Source organism: Salinarchaeum sp. IM2453, assembly GCF_019693215.1.
Lineage (GTDB): Archaea > Halobacteriota > Halobacteria > Halobacteriales > Salinarchaeaceae > IM2453.
Genome location: NZ_CP081183.1, coordinates 2,066,448 through 2,084,886 on the forward strand (window position 1 = coordinate 2,066,448; position 18,439 = coordinate 2,084,886).

Genomic DNA, 18,439 nt, shown 5'->3' on the forward strand with positions numbered 1-18,439 from the left:
CAGACATGAGCAGAAATTGACAAGCTCTATCAGAGTGATCATATGCTGAAATCAGTATCTCCTCTTATAGGATGAAGCCTCACCTCGAATGTTTCTCGGACAAAGTGAACTGCCTCGGCCTGCTCCGCCTGTAGATTCTATGTTATATCGAATAAATCTTGGTTGAAGACACTTTTACCCAACTCCGGCCCTTTTCTCCGATGTGATCCCTGATGTCATCACTGACTCTTTATCGATTGCAGGCATGTCCATTCTGTGAGCGTGTCGTCAAGGTACTGCAGAATCTGAATCTCTCATACCAATCTAGATTTGTTTTACCGATGCATTCGGATCGATCAGTAGTCAAACGCATCACCGGTGCTCGTACAGTTCCCGTACTGATTGATGATCAGACTGGTGCTGTCGTAGCTGAAAGTGACACAATAGTCACATACTTACAGAAAACCTACGGTGATCGATAATGGATGTCCCATTCGATCTCCCGAAGTTCTCTTCAATTGATCCTCCAGACATAGATACGACAGCTCCTGACTTTACCCGGACGTTAGTAACTGAGGAGTACTGGGAAAATCAATCACTCTCTGACCTTACTCAAGATCGATCTGTGCTACTGTGTTTCCATCCGATGATCGGGAGCTTTCCTGCAATATATTTCTGGAATGAGGTCGCTGATCGAGATTGGGAAAATGAATATAACGTCCGGGTGGTTGGCTGCACTATTTCAACGCCGTATGCACTGATTGAATTCATCAAAAAACGTTCTCTTCCCTCTCCGATTTTTAGTGATCCAGCAAATACGGTCGCTGAACGATTTGATATCGCTCACGACCTCGATGGCATGGCCGGTGTTTCTGAGCCGCGACCAGCAACGTTTTTAATTGATCACGAAATGACTATCCGTCACCGATGGATTGCCGAAGAATGGCCGGAATTCCCTCCATATGATGCGATTGAGACAGCACTACAGGAGATCTAACATACTTTACTCGTTAGTGTCCGTGTTGATACTCCCTCAACTAGTAAACTACCGTTCTGATTTTCAGTAGTATTTGGAAGCATTCAATCATATTCAGTAGTACTGGCGAGGATGTACCGTGTGATACTCCCGCCGGACAACTGCTGTCCGGTGTTACTACCGTTGTTTTGATGCAATCCACCCGTGTGTGTCTCTCATCGTTTCGCAGTGAGTGACAACGAACAGCATCGAGACAGGTGGGTCTGACGACCGATCGCCTGATCCTGTTGAGTATCGGTCGCGGACTGAACGCCAGACATCCCGGCAGTTTGTGACTCTGCGGGGGCAGCAGAACGGGCACCCTCTGAAGGTGATGAGAAGCTGGCGTGGTTCTCCGCCGAGCTATACTCAGCAGGGTTCGCCTCCTCCATCTTGCTTTTTGAGAGATATTTCCGCCCGACGTTGACCGCTCCAACCACATCACGGTCGCATTCATACCCGCAGTGCGGACAGTGGAAATACCCACCGTGACGACACTCCGTGTGGTCGTTCGGTTCGTTCACCGTCTCTCCACGTTCACCGCATCGGGGACAACTCCGACTTGTTCCCCACGGATTCACCGTCGTCACGTCGATCCCAAATAACCCGGCCTTGTACTCGACGTGATCAAGCAGTTCACCCCGTGCCCACGAACTGATCAACCATCCCACCGTACCGCTTGCATCGGACGACTCTATCTGCCCAAGAGACTCAAACACGGTGGTTTCACAGTCGTTCTCAACAGCCAGCCACATCAGTTGGCTCGCCACGTCGTGTTGGATTTGCTCGCGTAGGCGACGTTCCTTCCGGCGCATCTGGCGATACTCACTGAGTAAGTGGTCAAACCGTTCCGTGTGTACTTTCTCCTGTCGCCGGAGTTCTGCCGGCCGGTCGTTGATGCCTTCGGCGTCGGCTTTTACCCGGAACAGTTTGTCTTTCGCTGGATGGTCGATGAACTTGGACGGCGCAACCTGCTCGTGTGTCACGTCACCGCCGTTGAGGACGGGGACATAGCCTGTGGAAGTTAAATGAGTCCTGACACACTAAAACATGTCATCTGTGAAATACCAAAGAACACGCAGCTCAGATTATACATTTATTTCTTCAAGCTGCTCTGTTGTCCCACACAGTGGGCAGCACAAATCGTCTACACTGTGGTCTTCTGCGATCTCATATGTATAATGGTTCTCCCACATATCTAGCTCGCAACGTTCATTTTGACACTTGATTTCCATTGTCGAAGGCATACTATTATATACTACACCATATTATCAGTCTACCGTCACAATAGCCTTGTGATCCACTAAACAAGAATTGTGCCCTGAATTTTTCTCTCAACTATTAGCAGAATGTGGTGTATGTTGACATTATCTCTTGCTCTCCGAAATCGGAACCAATAGATGATACATCAGCAAATGAATAGTTGATGGGTACTGATCAAAAGGCACAGTTAGCCGATAGTAGCGATTCCTCGGAAGATTCACCTGTTTCTGATAGTTCGATGGTTGAGTTTCGAGGGATCAAAAAAGGATTTGTGATGTGTGTGCCCCTTGCTCTCGGTGTTGCCGGATACGGAGTTGGATTTGGATTACTAGCCAACCAGGCTGGACTGAGTGTGCTTGAAGCGGCATTAATGAGTGCAACAGTGGTTGCTGGTGCTGCACAGATTGTCGCAATTGAGATGTGGTCTGATCCTATACCGGTTAGTGCAATTCTACTGGCGGTATTTGCTGTGAATCTTCGATATTCGCTTATGGGCGCTGCATTACATCCTTGGTTCAAGCGTTTATCATGGAAACAAACCTACGGCAGCCTCTTTTTTATGGCCGATGAGAATTGGGCACTGACAATGAACGATCTCCAGTCTGGGAGTGGCCGTGGAGCCTACCTCCTTGGAAGTGGCTTAGCAATCTGGTCATTCTGGATTCTTTCAACAGTATTTGGTGCTGTAGCTGGAGGATTGATTGATAACCCGGCAACGTATGGTTTTGACTTTATCCTTGCAGCCGTATTTACAGCTCTTGCTGTTGAGCTCTGGGATGGAAAAAAGACAGTTCTTCCATGGGGGGTCGCTTTATTTGTCGCCGTGTTCACTGCTGAAATTACGACCGGTGAATGGTATATTCTCGCCGGAGGAATAGCAGCAGCGATCGTGGAGGTGATTCGATATGATTGACAGTAGCGCACTTACTGTTGATCCCTATATTCTGAGCATTATTGCTGGAATGGCAATTGTGACCTATATTACGAAGGCGGGTGGACTCTGGCTTCTTAGTCGATTTGACGTTAGTGACCGCGTAGAAGCTGGGCTCTCAGTGCTTCCTGGTGCAATTGTCATTGCCATCCTTGGACCGGAACTCGCTGATGGTGGGCCTCCAGAATGGGCTGCAGCTGGTGTTGTACTGCTCGTAATGGTAAAAACTGAAAATATCCTACTTGCACTGATTGCTGGGCTTGGTGCTGTGTTGCTTTTCCGTACGCTATTTTAGCTTTTGAAGCAACACTCAGGTGAATTGCTCCGGATTGTCCTCCTCCCCCAGCTAAAGCTAGGGGCGCTCACCTCGCACTGCTGTAAGCTTCGAAGCACTCTTCCTGTTTTCTCTGGATATCCCTGGTGCCAAGCTGTTTTCTGTAAATACTTTTGATACTCTTTCCGGTACTGTGACTGATAAGTGCCAAGAAATAGCAAGTATATAGCGTGGAATATGGAGCCAAATCGATCCGTAGCTGAAAGTAAGCGTCTCCACCAACGGGCACTCGATACACTTCCTGGTGGTGTTTCGCATAATGTTCGATATGAAGATCCGCATCCCATATATATTGAGCGAGCCGAGGGCCCTCACGTCTGGGATGCCGATGGAAACAAATATGTTGACTTTTGGATGAATCATCTTGTTAGCGTGCTCGGACACTCATATCCGGATGTTGTTGAAGCAGTACAGAAACAAGCTGAACAGGGACTCCACTACGGAGCAATGAATAAAAAAGCACTTCGGCTAGCTGAACGTGTGCAGGATTTTGTTCCCTCAGCTGAGCGGGTTCGATTCTGTGCTTCTGGAACAGAAGCAACAATGTATGCTGTTCGGCTTGCCAGAGCGCATACTGGTAATGATGTCATTCTCAAACCGACCGGAGGTTGGCATGGAGGAAGTACGGATCTTTCTGCATATGTTAATCCGCCGCTTGAACAGCCGGAATCAGCTGGATTACCATCTGGGTCCGTTGATGATCTTTATGGCTTTCCGATGAATGATACTGATGCTGTTCAAGCCCTACTTGAGAAACATGATGTCGCTGGTGTTATCTTGGAACCCGTGCTGCTGACTGGGGCTGGAGGATCTCTTGATACATCGTTCCTACAGTTTCTCAAGGATGAAAGTGAAGAACGTGGATTTGAGCTGATTTTTGACGAAGTTGTAACCGGCTTTCGTGTCTCTCCAGGTAGTTATCAGGCCCGCATCGACATTGTCCCTGATATCACTACGCTTGGAAAAGTTCTCGGTGGCGGATTGCCGGTTGGAGCACTATGTGGTCGTGCTGAACTTTTTGAAAATACACGTCCCGATACCGATATTTCTCCTGATGAACGTGTTCTCGCTGGCGGGGGCACATTTACTGCGAATCCAATGACTGCAACTGCCGGCCTGAAAACCTTAGAGGTTCTTGATAATGAACCGGTATACCAGCACACAGAACAAAAGGCGAGTAGACTCCGAGATGAACTTAACGCTATTTATGAAGAGCTTGGTATTGATGCTGTTACTAAAGGCTTGAGTTCACTCTTCTTATCCCATTTTCAACCAGAGTCTTCACTTAACGACATTCGTAGTATCAAGGAAGAGACAAATAAAGAGGCACTACATGAATTCCACACCCGGCTTGCTGACCGCGGCTACTATTTCCTTCCTGGACATACCGGAAGCATTTCATACCAGACGACTGACGAACACATTGACGGATTTATAGCAGCAGCAGAAGATGTGGTCGCTACAATGCAATCTAAAGGAGCGCTCTGAGGTTACTGAGATAGCAAAATAAATACTGACTATGATTAGATCGACTCAACAATTTCGACCCCTGATGATGCACCTATTCTTGATGCCCCAGCCTCAACAACCTCAATAACCTCCTCAAATGATCCAATCCCCCCAGACGCTTTGATCTCCACCGACGAACTTACCGCATCCTTAATTGCTTGCACCTCATCTGGATCCGTTGGACCACTGTATCCAACCGCAGTCTTCACGAAATCAGCACCTGCCTTTTCTACCAACTGTGCTGCATGCCTAATTTCATCGCGTTCCAGCTCTGGAGACTCAATTATACATTTCAACTTCCGATCGCCGATCATGTCTTTGATGGCTGTGATTTCACTTACAACTGTCGTCTCATCGTTATTAGCAAATGCTGTTCTATTAATTACCATATCAATTTCGTCAGCGTACTCAAGTATTGGCTCAATCTCTGCTTGTTTGGCGTCTCCATTTTGTACGCCATATGGGAACCCGATAACGACCCCTACATTTGCTTCGTCCCCGAGAATATCTGCTGATAGCTCAGCATGATACGGGACAACAACTGCAGAACGGAAGCCATATTCCAGCACCTCTTCGCATAGCGTACGAATCTCTGATTTGGTTGCCGTTGGATCAACATTCGTATGATCTATAATCTCAGCAACTTGGTGGGGATTTTCACGAAGTTCGGATGCTGTAACCATTATACTAATATTTTATTTTAAAACTCTTGAATATTTGGTATAAGCTACCATGGTAGACAGTACTTCCCTGTCTATCAACTTTTCGACTGGACCGATATACCTAAGCCGTTCTTTGTTGTATAATGATACATGGTCTTATTCGATTCAGTTCAAAGTCTCTTGAAGTACGGACTGATGATTATTGGCATGGCAACAGTGCTTTTCTTCGTCCTTGCATACGGCTGGGACGGTGAACCACCGGAAATTAGCCTTTCTGCTGAGCAGACATAATCACTTACCTGTCGGGTTCTGTCGTAGAGTATTGCCTGGTTATTCTCTTACCCAAAAAGCATAGTTCCCACCAGAGTTTTTGTTTCTCTCGGTTGATGTCCTGCAAATTGACTAACGCCCAGCACTCCATAATCTGAGCGAGACGCACTGTAGAGTGTAATGGTACCACTTAACATATATAGCGCGTATATACATGTGTATGAACGAGTATGACTTCATTGCCATCGGAACTGGATCTGGGCTTGACGTCGCTAATGTCGTTGCAAACCAAGGGCAGGCGGTTGCAGTAGTCGAAAAAGGTCCGTTGGGTGGAACCTGTCTTAATAGGGGTTGTATTCCATCAAAACGGCTGCTTTACCACGCAGATATCAAGGAAACAATCGATCGATCGGAAGCATTTCATATTGAATCTGAGATTACGAATGTTGACTTTGAGTCTATTGTCAATGAGGTGAATGAAGACATCGCATCTGACGCTGCTTCCATTCGAGAGGGAATCAAATCTGCGGATTCAATTGACTTGTTTGAGGGTACTGCAGCCTTTGTTGATGATAAGACAATTGAGATTCAGGAGGGACAGGATGCTGGAAAAACAATAACTGCTGATGAGATCCTCATTGCAGCTGGTACTCGGCCTACTGTTCCAGATATCGCTGGGATTAACTCAGTTGATTATCTGACTAGTCAGGAGGCTCTTGAGTTAGCCTCTCCCCCCGAACACTTAGTCGTAATTGGTGGTGGATACATTGCCGCCGAACTTGCACACTTCTTTGGTTCATTCGGTAGTGAAATTAGCATAATTGGTCGACGACAACATCTGCTTCCACATGTAGACGAAGAGGTAGCCAAATTCTTTACCGCACAGTACAGTGACCGATTCAATGTTTACACTGGGTATGAAGCAGTTGAGGTCAACCAAGCTGGGGAAACCATATCGGTTACTGCTTGTCCATATCCCTCTGATGAATCCAATGGAGGTTCAATCGAAGTCTCGGGAACTGAGTTGCTAATTGCTGCTGGTCGTCGTCCGAACACTGATCTACTTGAAATGGAAAACACAGCGGTTGAGACCGACGAACAGGGGTATATTGAGGTAAATAAATACCTCCAAACGAGCGTTTCAGGAAACTGGGCGCTCGGGGACATCGTGGGGGAGTATTTACTGAAACATAACGCAAATCACGAGGCGAAAACCGTTGTTGATAACCTCTATGGAGAAGAGCTCACTGCTGTCGATTATACAGCTATGCCATATGCTGTCTTTGGCTCTCCAGAGGTTGCTGGTGTTGGAGATATTGAACAAGACTTGGATTCAGAAACGGACGACTATGCTACACGGACATATCAGTACGAGGATACTGCTAGAGGTGCTGCAATGAAGCAATCAGGGCTCGTGAAAGTAATCATTGATTTCGATGGTAACATCCGCGGGTGTCATATTGCCGGTCCTGATGCATCTACGGTTATCCAAGAGGTTGTTGTTGCAATGAAGGCTGGGAGTGGTACAATACGCGATATTCGAGACTCAGTCCATATTCATCCTGCTCTCTCTGAGGTCGTACAACGAGCGTTTTCCGGACAGTTTGTCCCAGCCGGAAAACGCCACGAACACCATCACCATTGATAGCTGCAGTACTCTTCATCCATAGTAGGTAATTTTAGTTTAGATCGATAAGATTGCGTTATGTTATATTGTATTGTATTGAATATACTACAAAAGACTCTTATTGAATAAGTCTGTACGTACACTTATATGGGACAGACACTATCCCAGATCGAAACTGAGACTGAATATGGACGTAACTCAATAGTCAACAAGCTCATCGGCAGCTTCATTGTCGTTGCTGTTATTGGATGGTTCGCCAGCGTTTTTCTCACTGCAGTGCACTTCTATGCTCTCCCAATGATCGACTCTCCTGGAAGCCTTGATGGATCTATCGCTGTACTCGGCAGTGAGTGGGCATATATTGGTCCTATCCCTCTTGCAATGCTTGGAGCAGGTTACTATCTGACAATGATGGTGCTTGGTGGACTGTGGTTGCAAACAAAAGACCAGCGGATTGAGCTTCCAATTATCGTTATTACCGTCACCGGGCTGCTTGCGTCGGCATATTTTGTGTACTTACAGTTAGTACCGATTGGTGAAATCTGTCCTTTCTGTATGCTTTCTGCTGCAGCTACAACGACGCTGTTCTCCATTGAACTGATTGTCAAGTACATTGGCGGCGGAACCGCTGCCCCACCAGTTGATGGTGTTCGTATCTGGCCAATGTTGTTTGTTGGAACTATTTTGATGACAGTTGTTGCAATGTATGGTGTGACACTTGCTCCAATTCCAACAGAGCCAGTTTTGGATACGCCATTTTGGGCGTGATTCAAAAATCAAACCAACATGTTTCTTATTATTTCTCCACATATCTTATAACTACAGTTCAACGAGTTTCTTGATTTCATCTATAGTCGAGTCAATCTCAGGTGCATCGAATAGTTGTTGGTCGATGTATGCGTTTGCTCCACTCGCATACATATCCCTCACTATTTGAATTACCTTATTATCCAGTGGCTCTGGTGATTGATCACAGATTGTTCGCCAATCTGCTGTATCTGTACTCTTTGCCCGTCTTTTGGCTTCCTTTACTGCGGTAACCCAATCTGATTGTGTCTCTCGATGGTACTGTCGTAGTACTTCTTTTGAAAGTTGCTGGCCATCATAGGTAAACCGGTTCTCATCGAATGTACCGACAACGTCTGCCACCTTCAGCTCTCCGCTGTGATAAAATACTTCGATTTTTCCATCCTCGTGTGTGAATCCTTGTTGGTTAGCATGCTCAGTAATGATCTCATTTACTTGCTGCGCTAGTGAGACTAACGCGTCGATATCTGCGTGTCCGGCTATATCATTCGCTTCGTCTTGAGACAGATATCGATCGGATTCTTCATACTTTGTCGAGAACTCAACGATTGGATCGTCCAGTTCGACTTGGCTTTCCGGCCAGTTATCATACGATAGTCCGTGGTCTGCTGGATCAGTTCGTCGTCTGAGGCTTGATCCAATTGGTACTCGATTTCGGAATACGATCTCCAACGGGACAAGATAGTTCTCTCCAGCTTCGTCATGATATGACGTATAGTCATAGCCGTTTCCTGTATATGGTAAATCAGGAACTTGCGTGAGCTCAATTGCCATCTCTGTTGGAGGTTCTGTGATCTTGTCTATACTTACTGGATCTGATTGACCGTCAGGCACTACCCCTTTGTAGTGTGTTGAAACTCCGTTTTTCTCAAGTAACTCAAAGTTATATCCACCCATGACACACAGTGATGCACCCTTATCTGGAATTGGATCTGGCATTTGTCCCCAATCGAAGATCGAGTATGCATCAGTAAACAAAAACGAGCCTGATCCAAGTGCGTCAGACTCAGCGGGTATGTCGATTACAAACTCTTTGACACTGGTCATATACACAATCCTGCGCGCTACAATAATGTGTATTATGACTCAGAGACAGATCTTTGCGCTTCGTATATTTGAATATATAAAATTACCAGGCTAATCTGCCGCTGCAATTTTTTCTTCTGTTTCTACTGGCTCAGCAAAAACATACATTGGCTGACTAGCAGTCACTTTGACAGTCAAAAAGTCTCCTGGAGTAATCCCCCGTTCTGCAGCATCTTGAATAATTATCTGCCGGTAGGCTTGATCTCGACATTTGACAGAATCTTCTCGGCCTTCCTCAACAACAAGAACATCCTGCTTTTTGCCAACCATCTCCTGGTGAACTGTCTCACAAAGAGATCGCTTTCGCTCACTCAGATCTTTTGATCGCTTTTTCTTTGTTGGCCCTCCAAGTCCGTCCATTTTTGCCGCGTCAGTTTTGGGACGCTTTGAAAATCGCGTTACGTTAATTTTTTCCGGCTGAATTTCCTCAAGTAGATTTATACTTTTTTCATGATCTGATTGACCTTCTGTTGGAAATCCAGCAATAAAGTCAGTTGCAAGAGTCCAATAGTCAAGTTGCGTCTCAAACGTATCAACAATTTCTCGAAATTCAGCAACCGTATGCTGTCTCCGCATATCACGTAAAACAGCATTTGATCCTGATTGCACAGGTAAATGTAGGAAATTGTATATTTGGTTATGTTCTGCAAAGACAGCAGCAAGCTCCTCTCGAATATCGTGTACTCCTCCCGGATTGGCCATTCCGAGTCGAACGCGGAACTGTCCTGAAACTTCCGTACAAATCTGGTCAAGCAACTCTGGAAGTAACGCTACTCCTTGGTTAAGATCCCAGCCGTATACTCCAGTGTCCTGTCCCGTTAGTCTAATCTCTCGAGCACCAGAATTAACAAGCTCTTGTACGCGGCTTACGTTTTCACGAACTGTGCGACTGGTAAGACGCCCTGTTGCCTGCTTTGTGATACAATATGAGCAATTGCTCATACATCCCCGAGCGATTGGCAGAATTCCAATCTGGCCTTCAAGGATTGGTTCAGTATCTGCGGTCGCCGTTGGACATTCTCCGTTTCCAACTGCGGCCGGTACATTATCCCAGTGTATAATTCGACAGTCGATGTCTTCAAATTCTTCGTGCTGAGCGAGCGCCATACAGCCTGTTATAATTAGGTCATTAGTTGCATTTGTGAGTTCTTTGGCCCGGCGCAACATTCGATGTTCAGTTGTTTCAACAACGGTACACGTATTCATAATTGCAACATCGGCTGTCTCTAGCTCTGTTGGTCTATGACCAGCGTTCTGCAGCTTTTGCTCGATTTCTTGGCTCTCACCTCGGTTCGAGGTACAACCGTATGTCTCGATGTAGTACCGGGCCATCTGTTTTCGTTATACACTCAGTGCGGATATTCGTGACGGGTCTGACCGAGAGATATGGGTTTTTATTCCCTGGTGGACAACCGGCTCACGTAGGTAATGACATATTCATTCATCGTTGGCGTTGAATTTCCCCCTCTTCCGGTAGTTGCTGTCCTGTTTGGTATTCTTATTGTTTCTGGTTGGTATCTTATCTCTTCACGGCCGGTTATTTCTGATCGACTGGTTCTTGGAACTGCTTCATGGATTGTTGCTGGTGGCATCTTACACGCACTGCATCAACTTGATGTCTTCTCCAGTAGTATTGCCCCACTATTCAATACTGGAGGAGTTTATTTAACGATGGCAGCTGCGTATCTATTCACCCTTTCTCTTGCAGTTGCTATTCAAGATGACCCTGATATCGTGATTGGCGTGGCCGGTAGTGTCATCGCTATCTTTGCAGGTATACTTAGTGTTCTCTATGGGACATCTCTTTCATTTCGCTGGCCGATTATAATCGTAATAGCTACTGCAGTGGTTACCGTTGGGACGTGGCAAGTACTCACCAGTACAGTAGATGAGATCACCTCTTTGTCTGGATACACTGGCTTGCTAGTTATATTTGGGCATCTCCTTGATGGAATCTCTACAGCAGTTGGCTTTGATGTGCTGGGTGCTGGCGAGCGGGTTCTATTATCGCGTATAATTCTTGAATTTGGTGCGTCGCTTCCCACTGCTGATATTCTCGGTGGAGGATGGGTGTTCATCGTCACTAAACTGCTATTGAGTATCGTTGTCCTGTATCTGTTCCGTGGATACCTCTCTGAAGAACCGGAAGAGGCAAGGGTATTTTTGACAGTGATTGCAGCCGTAGGTCTTGGCCCAGCAACGCATAACTTGGTTCTGTTCATGTTTGCTTGAGCGACACACCGAGACCGAATCTGATCGTGGTGGTGTTCTCTCTGCTGGAAACTCTGAACCGGTGGACATATTCTCACGCGTCGGTCAAGTAACTCGTATGGTGCAGGTGCTTGTAGCGGGACACATCAACTGGGACGTGACGATGGAGGTAGACCGTCTTCCGCAGGCCGATGATGAAGCAACAATTCAAGATCAATATGGTACTGGCGGTGGTAGTGCTGCAAATGTTGCAGTTGGACTTGTGTCTCTTGACATTCAGACTGGTCTCATTGGTTCTGTTGGGACGGACCAACATGGAGATAGACTGAAATCTGAACTCGATGCAAAAGGAGTCGATACTGCAGGAGTTGTAGCCGCAAAGGGTCCGACTTCAACCAAGTATTTGCTTGTTTCAGATGATGGTGACGTTGCAGTTCTTGGTAATGATGGAGTCAATGAGTCATTTACTGCCGATTCTGTTCCGCAGGAATACCTCAATACAGCCGATCATTTGCATATTACCAGTTTACACCCCGAGATTGCTTCAGAACTCGCAGAAATAGCGGTCGACGCAAACATGACACTAAGTATTGATCCAGGACGTCGAGGCCCTGATCGAGCGTTTACCCGTCCGCTTGAACTGTCGCAGTTGGTTTTTGTCTCTGAACTTGAGGCACAGCGTCTATTTGACACACCCCCTGATATCGCTGCAACAGCCGATCAGACAATTATTGTGACAAAAGGTGAACGAGGAGCGAGTTTACATACAGGCACAGAAACAATTACTCATCCTGGCTATGATATTGATCCGGTTGACACAAGTGGGGCAGGCGATGCGTTTGCTGCTGGCTTTCTTTCCCAGTGGCTTACTGGGGCTACAAACGAACAAGCAATGCAGTACGGTAATGCCTGTGGTGCAATTGCAAGCTCACAGCAAGGTGCTCAAACAAAATTAAGCCCAGATCAAATCGAAACATCATATCTGGACAACTAATTGCTACTACGATTATCTGGAAGGGGAATCGTCACCGGATCAGGAACCATCGATACTTAGTAGATAGCAACATGAACATCATACATGGCGAAGCAACCACATCTTTTGGTTGAGTCTGGAGATCTAAATGACATTGCCCTTGTTCCGGGCGACCCGGGTCGTGTTGACCGAATCGCCGGGCACTGTGATAATGCAAATGAGGTAACACACAATCGTGAATACAAGATTGTTAATGCAACATATGAAGGGCAACCTCTAACAATCTGTTCTACCGGTATTGGATGTCCATCTGCTGCTGTCGCAATTGAGGAACTCGCTGCTGTTGGTGTAGACACTGTTATTCGTGTTGGCACGACAGGTGCATTGCAATCTGGCATTGAAATCGGTGATATGATAATTGCAACAGGGGCCGCCAAGGATGAGGGAACAACAAAACGATATGAATCAGCTACCTTTCCTGCAGTTCCTGATCACACCGTTTTGAACGAACTGGTTACGGCTGCTGCGGAGGACCCTGGCACTGTTCATGTTGGTCCAATAGCCACAGATGATGCTTTCTATGCAGAGACCGATGATTATGCTACTGAACGAGAGGAGGCAGGTTTGTTAGCCGTTGAGATGGAGGCTGCATCTATTTTCACACTCGCTCGACGACGTGGAATGCGATCAGGTGCGATCTGCACAGTTGATGGTAACCTAGTTGAGGGCACGCAAAAGGGCGAAACTGAAGATGATGAGCTTCCAGAAAAAGCAAAAGATAATGTGGAGCGAGCTATCTCTATTGCGCTTGACGCTACAACCAAACTGTGAACTACCTCGGGGCTTGATCCCGAAGCACCTTGATGATCTCTCTGTCGAAACTACTGCCATTCCCTGTGATATTTTGTGTTTGGATCAGCGTTAGTCTAGTCAAGTTCAAGATGCTGCCGCTGTTATTGTATGTCAATGCAATGGCGACTGTTTGCTGATCTCCGTGAACGGGCAGGAACAGACACCGTAGAGGTCCAGACAAATGTAATGACTGTTCAGGCAGCACTAGACGAATTACTGAGTCAGCACGAAGAATTAGAGACTCGTGTCCTTGATGAAGATGGCAACGTTCAAGATCACATTAACATTCTTGTAAATGGTGAAAGTATCTCAGATCTTGATGCTCAAATTAGCGCGGATGATGAGCTGGCCCTTTTTCCACCGGTAAGTGGTGGTTAGGTCCACGGAACAGACTGCTCAGTTATTTCTCCGGCAAGTGATTTTTGCATTGTTCTCTGTGGATCGTCTTTATTCGATAGTACCCACATCAATTTGACCAGTGCTGTTTCTGGAAGTGTATCTTCTGCCTCAACTACGCCTGCATCAAGTAAATCTCGACCAGTATCGTACACGCGGTCGCAGACCCGACCTTCAATACACTGACTGGTCATTACGACAACCGTGCCGCTGTCAACCAGTTCCTCTACTGCCGGAATTAAATCAGTGCTTATGTGTCCAAGTCCTGTGCCTTCAATGATAACTCCTTCAGTATCTGCCAACGATCTGATTCGCTCTTCATCCATCCCTGGCGTGAATTTAATTAAGTCAACATTGGATTCTATGTCTGGCTGAATATCCGGGGTCACCTCTCCGCGGCTCGTGTACTCCCGATCAAACGAGAGATGTGAATCAATTGTCGTGTTGTCTTCTACGTCTGTAATATATTCTTGATTTGCAACACTGTAATCAACCGTTCCTAGTGGTTTATTCCCGACTGTTTCAAAGGCATCGCGACGGGATGTATGACTCTTCCGTGCCCGTGTCCCCCGATGTAATGCACATTTTGTATCAGAGCTTTCCTTGTGCATACAGATCATGACTTCAGCACAGTCTGACTTTGCCGCTTCCACAGCACAAACTGCGTTCATAACGTTATCAGATGACGGGCGATCTGCAGATCGTTGACTTCCAGTAAATACAATCGGAACTGGAGTGTCAATCATAAATCCCACAGCTGCTGCACTGTACTGCATTGTGTCCGTTCCGTGCATCACAACAACGCCGTCTGCTCCGGATTCAATCTCTTTGTAAATTGCTTCCGCAAGCTCCTGCCAGACATCCGGAGTCATGTTTTCTGAGAGGATATTTGTCACAACTTTTCCTCTGTAGTTTGCACGTCCTGCTAAGTCCGGGACTGCCCGAAGCACATCTTCGGCATCGAATTGAGCCGTAACTGCCCCTGTCCGATAATCAACAGTTGATGCAATTGTACCCCCTGTTGAAATAAGTGAAATTGTTGGTAGTGACTCATCAGCTGTAATCTCGGATGTCCCTTCTCCGGCACCGGCATCAGAAAAGTCATGTACGGCTTTTTCAAGTACCGAAACCGATGCCTCTGCTCGATCAATACCGACGTTGTATCCGTCATCTAGCTTGAGAACAAGCCGATCAGATGCGCTTGATGGTAACACCGTCCCCTCGTACTCAACATCCGCTTGCTCAACGCGGATACGGTCTCCTGGTTGCATATCAGTATTCTTGATGCTGGCATGACTTGAACGGTTCCCATTCGGTCACAGAATACAAGTAGACGCCACTAGGCTCAGACGATAATCGAGGCTGATTCCTGCCTCACTGTGTGCAGGTCCATCAGTCGTCCGGCCGGAAGAGAGACATTGATCCCCTCCACACGGCTAAAGCCGGGGGATTTCGCCTCGATGCCGCTGTAAATATACTCTTAAGCCAGGATTAAGGACACTAAGCTGGCTGAACCCACCAGTCCACCCAGTTGAGTCAGAGTTCGAGCTCACTGACAGGCTTCGCGTCACCGTCCACTGGGCAGCTGACTACTTATCTGAGATGTGTTTCGTTGGAAGCCGCTACTGACTACTGAAAGCAACATAGTATGTAACTGACGGTTCCGTCCCTTTCAGGAACGGGAGTATTGGCATCTCGGTTTTACCATTTAGCTATTCTCCAACTATCGACGAGATCCCCAGCAGGACGTATAGAGGCGAAATTCGTGTCAGCCCGGTAATGAACATATATATCGCAAAAAAACCCAGAACGGGCGCAACTATTTCAGGTATATCGAGATATCCTTTGACAGTTCCAGCCGCAATAGGCCCACACACCGCCCCTGACCAGATACGAACTGCTCGGTCTGTCTCACCAATATTCTTTTTCACGACAATCACTCTTCACCTAGCTAATTTATCAGTCCATCATTCTTCATCTGTGGGCTGTTCCTCCGACGGTGGGTTGCGTTCATGCCCACAGTTTGGACATTCTTCATATCGTAGTTCTGCGCTGGACTGGCGCACTTCCTGCATAACCTGTGATATCTGATCTTCAGCATCAAGCTCATCCTCTACAGACAATTCAACACCTTCAACCTCAAGCAAAAATTTGGCAACTTCAGTTGCCTCATACATTATGTCATCCAACTCTTCTGCGGTGAAAAAGTCAGACATGGCTCCGTAGAGGAACGTTGCCCCTGCCATTCGAACTTTCTCTTCGAATGACGCACGGGCTTGATTGACTGCTTGCGGAGAGTATGTGTCTGTCATAAACGGTACTAACTCGGGAAGGTTGTCCCCAATTTTTGTCATCTCAACACCAGTTTCTGTTCGGAAGTCAGAACAAAGACGAGCAATCGCCCATTCTCGAGCGGTAATATGCGTTCGATCTCTGAGAAACTCATTCACTCGCTCATATTCAGCACCGTCAACTTTTTTGAATCGATCATACTTTTGTACATCAGGCGGCGCCTTGTCATCGATATCCGCAGACGATTCGCCTTCTTGGTCCATATAGGACAGTACGGACGGACACGGAAAAAGCGCTAGTCACTAGATTCTTGTGGATCTCTACCAGTGGCATGTTCTTTTAGTGTTGATAGATCAACCTGATTCAGTGCTGCCTTGTTTGTCGCCTCAAGCACAACTGGAGGAGCGACACCAGCATTATAAGCCTCTATCCATCGTCCAACACACAAACACCACTGGTCTCCGGGAGAAAGCCCCGGGAAGTTTAGATCAGGTCGTGGCGTGATTAAATCATTTCCTTGTTCTTGTGAATACTCAAGAAATTCCTTCGTCACTTCTGCACAGAGATAATGAGCTCCTTGGTCTGATGCTGTTGCCGTACAGCGTCCATCTCGAAGGTATCCTGTCTTGGGATCTAGACTGCACGGTTCAAGAGGTTCTCCGAGCACATTTTCTTGCTCTTCTGGTTCCGGGTATGACATACACCTGTTATCGTATTGAATGCTATTAGATGTTTGTCCTTCTGAATCCACAACATCTGTTAGGCGGAATCCTCTATTAGAAATATGGATACGGCTGTTGTCTGGTTTCGTGACGATCTTCGAGTTACGGATAACCCAACGCTAGCTGATGCTGTTAATCAGGCCACTAAGGTATTACCGATATATGTCTATGACCCAAGACGATATGGTCAAACACAGTATGGGACTCAAAAAATTGGTGGTTTTCGCGCGCAGTTCCGCCATGAAAGTCTAAGTGATTTACGCAACTCACTTCAGGACCTTGGTGGTGATCTGTTTGTCAGAAGTGGTCACGTTGAAGATGTCATCCCGAAGCTTGTACGGGAAGTAGACGCCGATGCTGTATTTGCACAAACAAAGCCAGCAACTGAGGAGTTGGAACGCGAACATCTTGTTCGTGAATCATTGCCCTCTGATGTCTCTTTGAAACGTCGTTGGACCCACACTCTATACCACATCAATGATTTACCGGAGGAATATCACAATATTAACGATACATTTACACCGTGGCGAAAAACAGTCGAACAGCAATCGTCTGTTCGAGATTCAATCCCAGCACCCAAAGTGGTGAATACCCCCCGCATCGATTCTGGTGATCTCCAGTCACCAACCGAGTTGGATATTGAGCCTCAGAAAATCGATAATCGGACAGTGCTTGAATTTACAGGCGGTGAAACTGCAGCTAAACGACGTCTAGACAAGTACTTCTGGGAGGGTGATCACCTTCGTGAATACAAACAAACACGAAACGGAATGCTCGGGGCGAATTACTCATCAAAGTTTTCACCTTGGCTTGCTGCCGGCTGCATATCTCCTCGTTGGATCCACGGAGAAATCGAGAAATATGAGAACCAACGAGTCTCAAATGAGGACACATATTGGCTTGTCTTTGAGTTACTTTGGCGAGATTTCTTTCAGTTTCAATTTGTTAAGCATGGCGCTGACTTCTTTATGCCAGGTGGCATCCGCAATGTTGATAAACCGTGGAAGCAGGACAAACAGCAATTCACTCAGTGGAAAAATGGAGAGACGGGTATTCCATTCATCGATGCGAACATGCGAGAGCTGAATCAGACTGGATATATGTCAAACCGAGGCCGGCAAAATGTTGCCTCATTCCTTGTTGACGGATTACAGATTGACTGGCGGTGGGGGGCAGCATACTTTGAAGAGCAATTGGTAGATTACGATGTTGCCTCCAATTGGGGTAACTGGGCATACCAAGCTGGAGTTGGTAATGACTCTCGAGATAACTACTTCAATGTTCTCACACAGGCGGAGCGATATGACTCAGATGCTGAACACATTAAAACTTGGATTCCAGAGCTATCGGAGCTTCCAGCCGAATATGCGCATCGGCCATGGGACATGACTAAAGAGCAGCAGGTGACGCATAATATAGAACTTGGTATTGATTATCCTCGCCCGATGATTGACCTCGAAGAACGGTATCGGTCAATATGAGTTATAATATAGCCCCGGTTTGGCCAACC

The 18,439-nt window shown here is 46.6% G+C and carries 21 protein-coding genes; 13 read left to right on the forward strand and 8 right to left on the reverse strand.

All coding sequences use genetic code 11. From position 1 onward, the window contains the following. The first annotated feature begins 212 nt into the window (after positions 1-212). Positions 213-461 (forward strand): glutathione S-transferase N-terminal domain-containing protein, encoded by a 249-nt coding sequence (locus tag K0C01_RS09880; RefSeq protein ID WP_221169542.1) that lies wholly within the window; start codon positions 213-215, stop codon positions 459-461. Next, the gene (locus K0C01_RS09885; protein ID WP_221169543.1) at positions 461-976 is read left to right on the forward strand and encodes a redoxin domain-containing protein; all 516 of its coding nucleotides are present in this window, start codon (positions 461-463) and stop codon (positions 974-976) included. The genes K0C01_RS09880 and K0C01_RS09885 overlap by 1 nt, the downstream gene beginning before the upstream one ends. Positions 977-1,170: 194 nt before the next feature. On the opposite strand, the gene K0C01_RS09890 is transcribed toward K0C01_RS09885, so the two are convergent. After that, entirely contained in the window at positions 1,171-1,980 is an 810-nt protein-coding gene (locus K0C01_RS09890; protein WP_221169544.1) for a zinc ribbon domain-containing protein, read from the reverse strand. Between the two features lie 440 nt (positions 1,981-2,420). On the opposite strand from K0C01_RS09890, the gene K0C01_RS09895 reads away from it, so the two are divergent. The 3 genes from K0C01_RS09895 (at position 2,421) to K0C01_RS09905 (ending at position 5,010) form a co-directional block, all read left to right on the forward strand. Beyond that, positions 2,421-3,170 carry an AzlC family ABC transporter permease gene (locus tag K0C01_RS09895; protein WP_221169545.1) on the forward strand — a complete coding sequence of 250 codons (750 nt, stop codon included), beginning with the start codon at positions 2,421-2,423 and terminating at the stop codon, positions 3,168-3,170. Continuing rightward, positions 3,163-3,483 carry an AzlD family protein gene (locus K0C01_RS09900; RefSeq protein WP_221169546.1) on the forward strand — a complete coding sequence of 107 codons (321 nt, stop codon included), beginning with the start codon at positions 3,163-3,165 and terminating at the stop codon, positions 3,481-3,483. The genes K0C01_RS09895 and K0C01_RS09900 overlap by 8 nt, the downstream gene beginning before the upstream one ends. Before the next feature lie 216 nt (positions 3,484-3,699). Then, positions 3,700-5,010 (forward strand): aspartate aminotransferase family protein, encoded by a 1,311-nt coding sequence (locus K0C01_RS09905; RefSeq protein ID WP_221169547.1) that lies wholly within the window; start codon positions 3,700-3,702, stop codon positions 5,008-5,010. Between the two features lie 35 nt (positions 5,011-5,045). Here K0C01_RS09905 and deoC read toward each other — a convergent pair whose 3' ends face one another. Then, positions 5,046-5,714 carry a deoxyribose-phosphate aldolase gene (gene deoC / locus K0C01_RS09910; RefSeq protein ID WP_221169548.1) on the reverse strand — a complete coding sequence of 223 codons (669 nt, stop codon included), beginning with the start codon at positions 5,712-5,714 and terminating at the stop codon, positions 5,046-5,048. Between the two features lie 129 nt (positions 5,715-5,843). On the opposite strand from deoC, the gene K0C01_RS09915 reads away from it, so the two are divergent. From K0C01_RS09915 to K0C01_RS09925, 3 genes are all read left to right on the forward strand, one after another. Next, positions 5,844-5,984 (forward strand): hypothetical protein, encoded by a 141-nt coding sequence (locus K0C01_RS09915; RefSeq protein WP_221169549.1) that lies wholly within the window; start codon positions 5,844-5,846, stop codon positions 5,982-5,984. A gap of 199 nt (positions 5,985-6,183) precedes the next feature. Beyond that, entirely contained in the window at positions 6,184-7,608 is a 1,425-nt protein-coding gene (locus K0C01_RS09920; RefSeq protein ID WP_221169550.1) for a dihydrolipoyl dehydrogenase, read from the forward strand. Between the two features lie 129 nt (positions 7,609-7,737). Next, on the forward strand, positions 7,738-8,358 hold the full coding sequence (locus K0C01_RS09925; protein ID WP_221169551.1) for a vitamin K epoxide reductase family protein: 621 nt from the start codon (positions 7,738-7,740) through the stop codon (positions 8,356-8,358). A 51-nt stretch (positions 8,359-8,409) separates the two neighbouring features. Here the strand turns inward: K0C01_RS09925 and K0C01_RS09930 are convergent, their stop codons facing one another. Both K0C01_RS09930 and K0C01_RS09935 read right to left on the reverse strand, forming a co-directional pair. After that, positions 8,410-9,444: a phosphoribosylaminoimidazolesuccinocarboxamide synthase gene (locus tag K0C01_RS09930; RefSeq protein WP_221169552.1), complete on the reverse strand. Its 1,035-nt coding sequence runs from the start codon at positions 9,442-9,444 to the stop codon at positions 8,410-8,412. A 90-nt stretch (positions 9,445-9,534) separates the two neighbouring features. Further along, positions 9,535-10,815: a tRNA (N(6)-L-threonylcarbamoyladenosine(37)-C(2))-methylthiotransferase gene (locus tag K0C01_RS09935; protein WP_221169553.1), complete on the reverse strand. Its 1,281-nt coding sequence runs from the start codon at positions 10,813-10,815 to the stop codon at positions 9,535-9,537. 96 nt (positions 10,816-10,911) lie between these two features. Between K0C01_RS09935 and K0C01_RS09940 the strand changes: the two genes are divergently transcribed. The 4 genes from K0C01_RS09940 (at position 10,912) to K0C01_RS09955 (ending at position 13,897) form a co-directional block, all read left to right on the forward strand. Next, positions 10,912-11,715 carry a DUF63 family protein gene (locus K0C01_RS09940; RefSeq protein ID WP_221169554.1) on the forward strand — a complete coding sequence of 268 codons (804 nt, stop codon included), beginning with the start codon at positions 10,912-10,914 and terminating at the stop codon, positions 11,713-11,715. Beyond that, positions 11,708-12,688 carry an ATP-dependent ribose-1-phosphate kinase gene (locus tag K0C01_RS09945; RefSeq protein ID WP_255568269.1) on the forward strand — a complete coding sequence of 327 codons (981 nt, stop codon included), beginning with the start codon at positions 11,708-11,710 and terminating at the stop codon, positions 12,686-12,688. The genes K0C01_RS09940 and K0C01_RS09945 overlap by 8 nt, the downstream gene beginning before the upstream one ends. Positions 12,689-12,772: 84 nt before the next feature. Further along, positions 12,773-13,498 carry a nucleoside phosphorylase gene (locus K0C01_RS09950; protein WP_221169555.1) on the forward strand — a complete coding sequence of 242 codons (726 nt, stop codon included), beginning with the start codon at positions 12,773-12,775 and terminating at the stop codon, positions 13,496-13,498. 135 nt (positions 13,499-13,633) lie between these two features. Next, positions 13,634-13,897 carry a ubiquitin-like small modifier protein 1 gene (locus K0C01_RS09955; RefSeq protein WP_255568444.1) on the forward strand — a complete coding sequence of 88 codons (264 nt, stop codon included), beginning with the start codon at positions 13,634-13,636 and terminating at the stop codon, positions 13,895-13,897. Here K0C01_RS09955 and gatD read toward each other — a convergent pair. The 4 genes from gatD to K0C01_RS09975 all read right to left on the reverse strand — a co-directional run bounded on the left by gatD (position 13,894) and on the right by K0C01_RS09975 (position 16,907). Beyond that, positions 13,894-15,186: a Glu-tRNA(Gln) amidotransferase subunit GatD gene (gatD, locus tag K0C01_RS09960; protein ID WP_221169557.1), complete on the reverse strand. Its 1,293-nt coding sequence runs from the start codon at positions 15,184-15,186 to the stop codon at positions 13,894-13,896. The two genes, K0C01_RS09955 and gatD, sit on opposite strands and share 4 nt — an antisense overlap. Positions 15,187-15,627: 441 nt before the next feature. Continuing rightward, on the reverse strand, positions 15,628-15,855 hold the full coding sequence (locus K0C01_RS13095) for a YgaP family membrane protein (RefSeq protein ID WP_397541132.1): 228 nt from the start codon (positions 15,853-15,855) through the stop codon (positions 15,628-15,630). Between the two features lie 27 nt (positions 15,856-15,882). Then, a complete protein-coding gene (locus K0C01_RS09970) occupies positions 15,883-16,470 on the reverse strand; it encodes a DUF5806 family protein (protein ID WP_221169559.1) in 588 nt (195 codons plus the stop codon). A gap of 32 nt (positions 16,471-16,502) precedes the next feature. Next, a complete protein-coding gene (locus K0C01_RS09975) occupies positions 16,503-16,907 on the reverse strand; it encodes a DUF2237 family protein (protein WP_221169560.1) in 405 nt (134 codons plus the stop codon). An 84-nt stretch (positions 16,908-16,991) separates the two neighbouring features. Between K0C01_RS09975 and K0C01_RS09980 the strand changes: the two genes are divergently transcribed. Next, positions 16,992-18,410 carry a DASH family cryptochrome gene (locus K0C01_RS09980; RefSeq protein ID WP_221169561.1) on the forward strand — a complete coding sequence of 473 codons (1,419 nt, stop codon included), beginning with the start codon at positions 16,992-16,994 and terminating at the stop codon, positions 18,408-18,410. The last annotated feature ends 29 nt before the right edge of the window (positions 18,411-18,439 follow it).

Excerpts from the sequence above, each read along its gene's own strand:
- K0C01_RS09880 (WP_221169542.1), top strand. The coding sequence starts at position 213 with ATGTCATCACTGACTCTTTATCGATTGCAGGCATGTCCATTCTGTGAG.
- K0C01_RS09885 (WP_221169543.1), top strand. The coding sequence starts at position 461 with ATGGATGTCCCATTCGATCTCCCGAAGTTCTCTTCAATTGATCCTCCA.
- K0C01_RS09895 (WP_221169545.1), top strand. The coding sequence starts at position 2,421 with ATGGGTACTGATCAAAAGGCACAGTTAGCCGATAGTAGCGATTCCTCG.
- K0C01_RS09900 (WP_221169546.1), top strand. The coding sequence starts at position 3,163 with ATGATTGACAGTAGCGCACTTACTGTTGATCCCTATATTCTGAGCATT.
- K0C01_RS09905 (WP_221169547.1), top strand. The coding sequence starts at position 3,700 with ATGGAGCCAAATCGATCCGTAGCTGAAAGTAAGCGTCTCCACCAACGG.
- deoC (WP_221169548.1), bottom strand. The coding sequence starts at position 5,714 with ATGGTTACAGCATCCGAACTTCGTGAAAATCCCCACCAAGTTGCTGAG.
- K0C01_RS09915 (WP_221169549.1), top strand. The coding sequence starts at position 5,844 with ATGGTCTTATTCGATTCAGTTCAAAGTCTCTTGAAGTACGGACTGATG.
- K0C01_RS09920 (WP_221169550.1), top strand. The coding sequence starts at position 6,184 with ATGAACGAGTATGACTTCATTGCCATCGGAACTGGATCTGGGCTTGAC.
- K0C01_RS09925 (WP_221169551.1), top strand. The coding sequence starts at position 7,738 with ATGGGACAGACACTATCCCAGATCGAAACTGAGACTGAATATGGACGT.
- K0C01_RS09930 (WP_221169552.1), bottom strand. The coding sequence starts at position 9,444 with ATGACCAGTGTCAAAGAGTTTGTAATCGACATACCCGCTGAGTCTGAC.
- K0C01_RS09935 (WP_221169553.1), bottom strand. The coding sequence starts at position 10,815 with ATGGCCCGGTACTACATCGAGACATACGGTTGTACCTCGAACCGAGGT.
- K0C01_RS09940 (WP_221169554.1), top strand. The coding sequence starts at position 10,912 with ATGACATATTCATTCATCGTTGGCGTTGAATTTCCCCCTCTTCCGGTA.
- K0C01_RS09950 (WP_221169555.1), top strand. The coding sequence starts at position 12,773 with ATGGCGAAGCAACCACATCTTTTGGTTGAGTCTGGAGATCTAAATGAC.
- K0C01_RS09955 (WP_255568444.1), top strand. The coding sequence starts at position 13,634 with ATGCAATGGCGACTGTTTGCTGATCTCCGTGAACGGGCAGGAACAGAC.
- gatD (WP_221169557.1), bottom strand. The coding sequence starts at position 15,186 with ATGCAACCAGGAGACCGTATCCGCGTTGAGCAAGCGGATGTTGAGTAC.
- K0C01_RS09970 (WP_221169559.1), bottom strand. The coding sequence starts at position 16,470 with ATGGACCAAGAAGGCGAATCGTCTGCGGATATCGATGACAAGGCGCCG.
- K0C01_RS09975 (WP_221169560.1), bottom strand. The coding sequence starts at position 16,907 with ATGTCATACCCGGAACCAGAAGAGCAAGAAAATGTGCTCGGAGAACCT.
- K0C01_RS09980 (WP_221169561.1), top strand. The coding sequence starts at position 16,992 with ATGGATACGGCTGTTGTCTGGTTTCGTGACGATCTTCGAGTTACGGAT.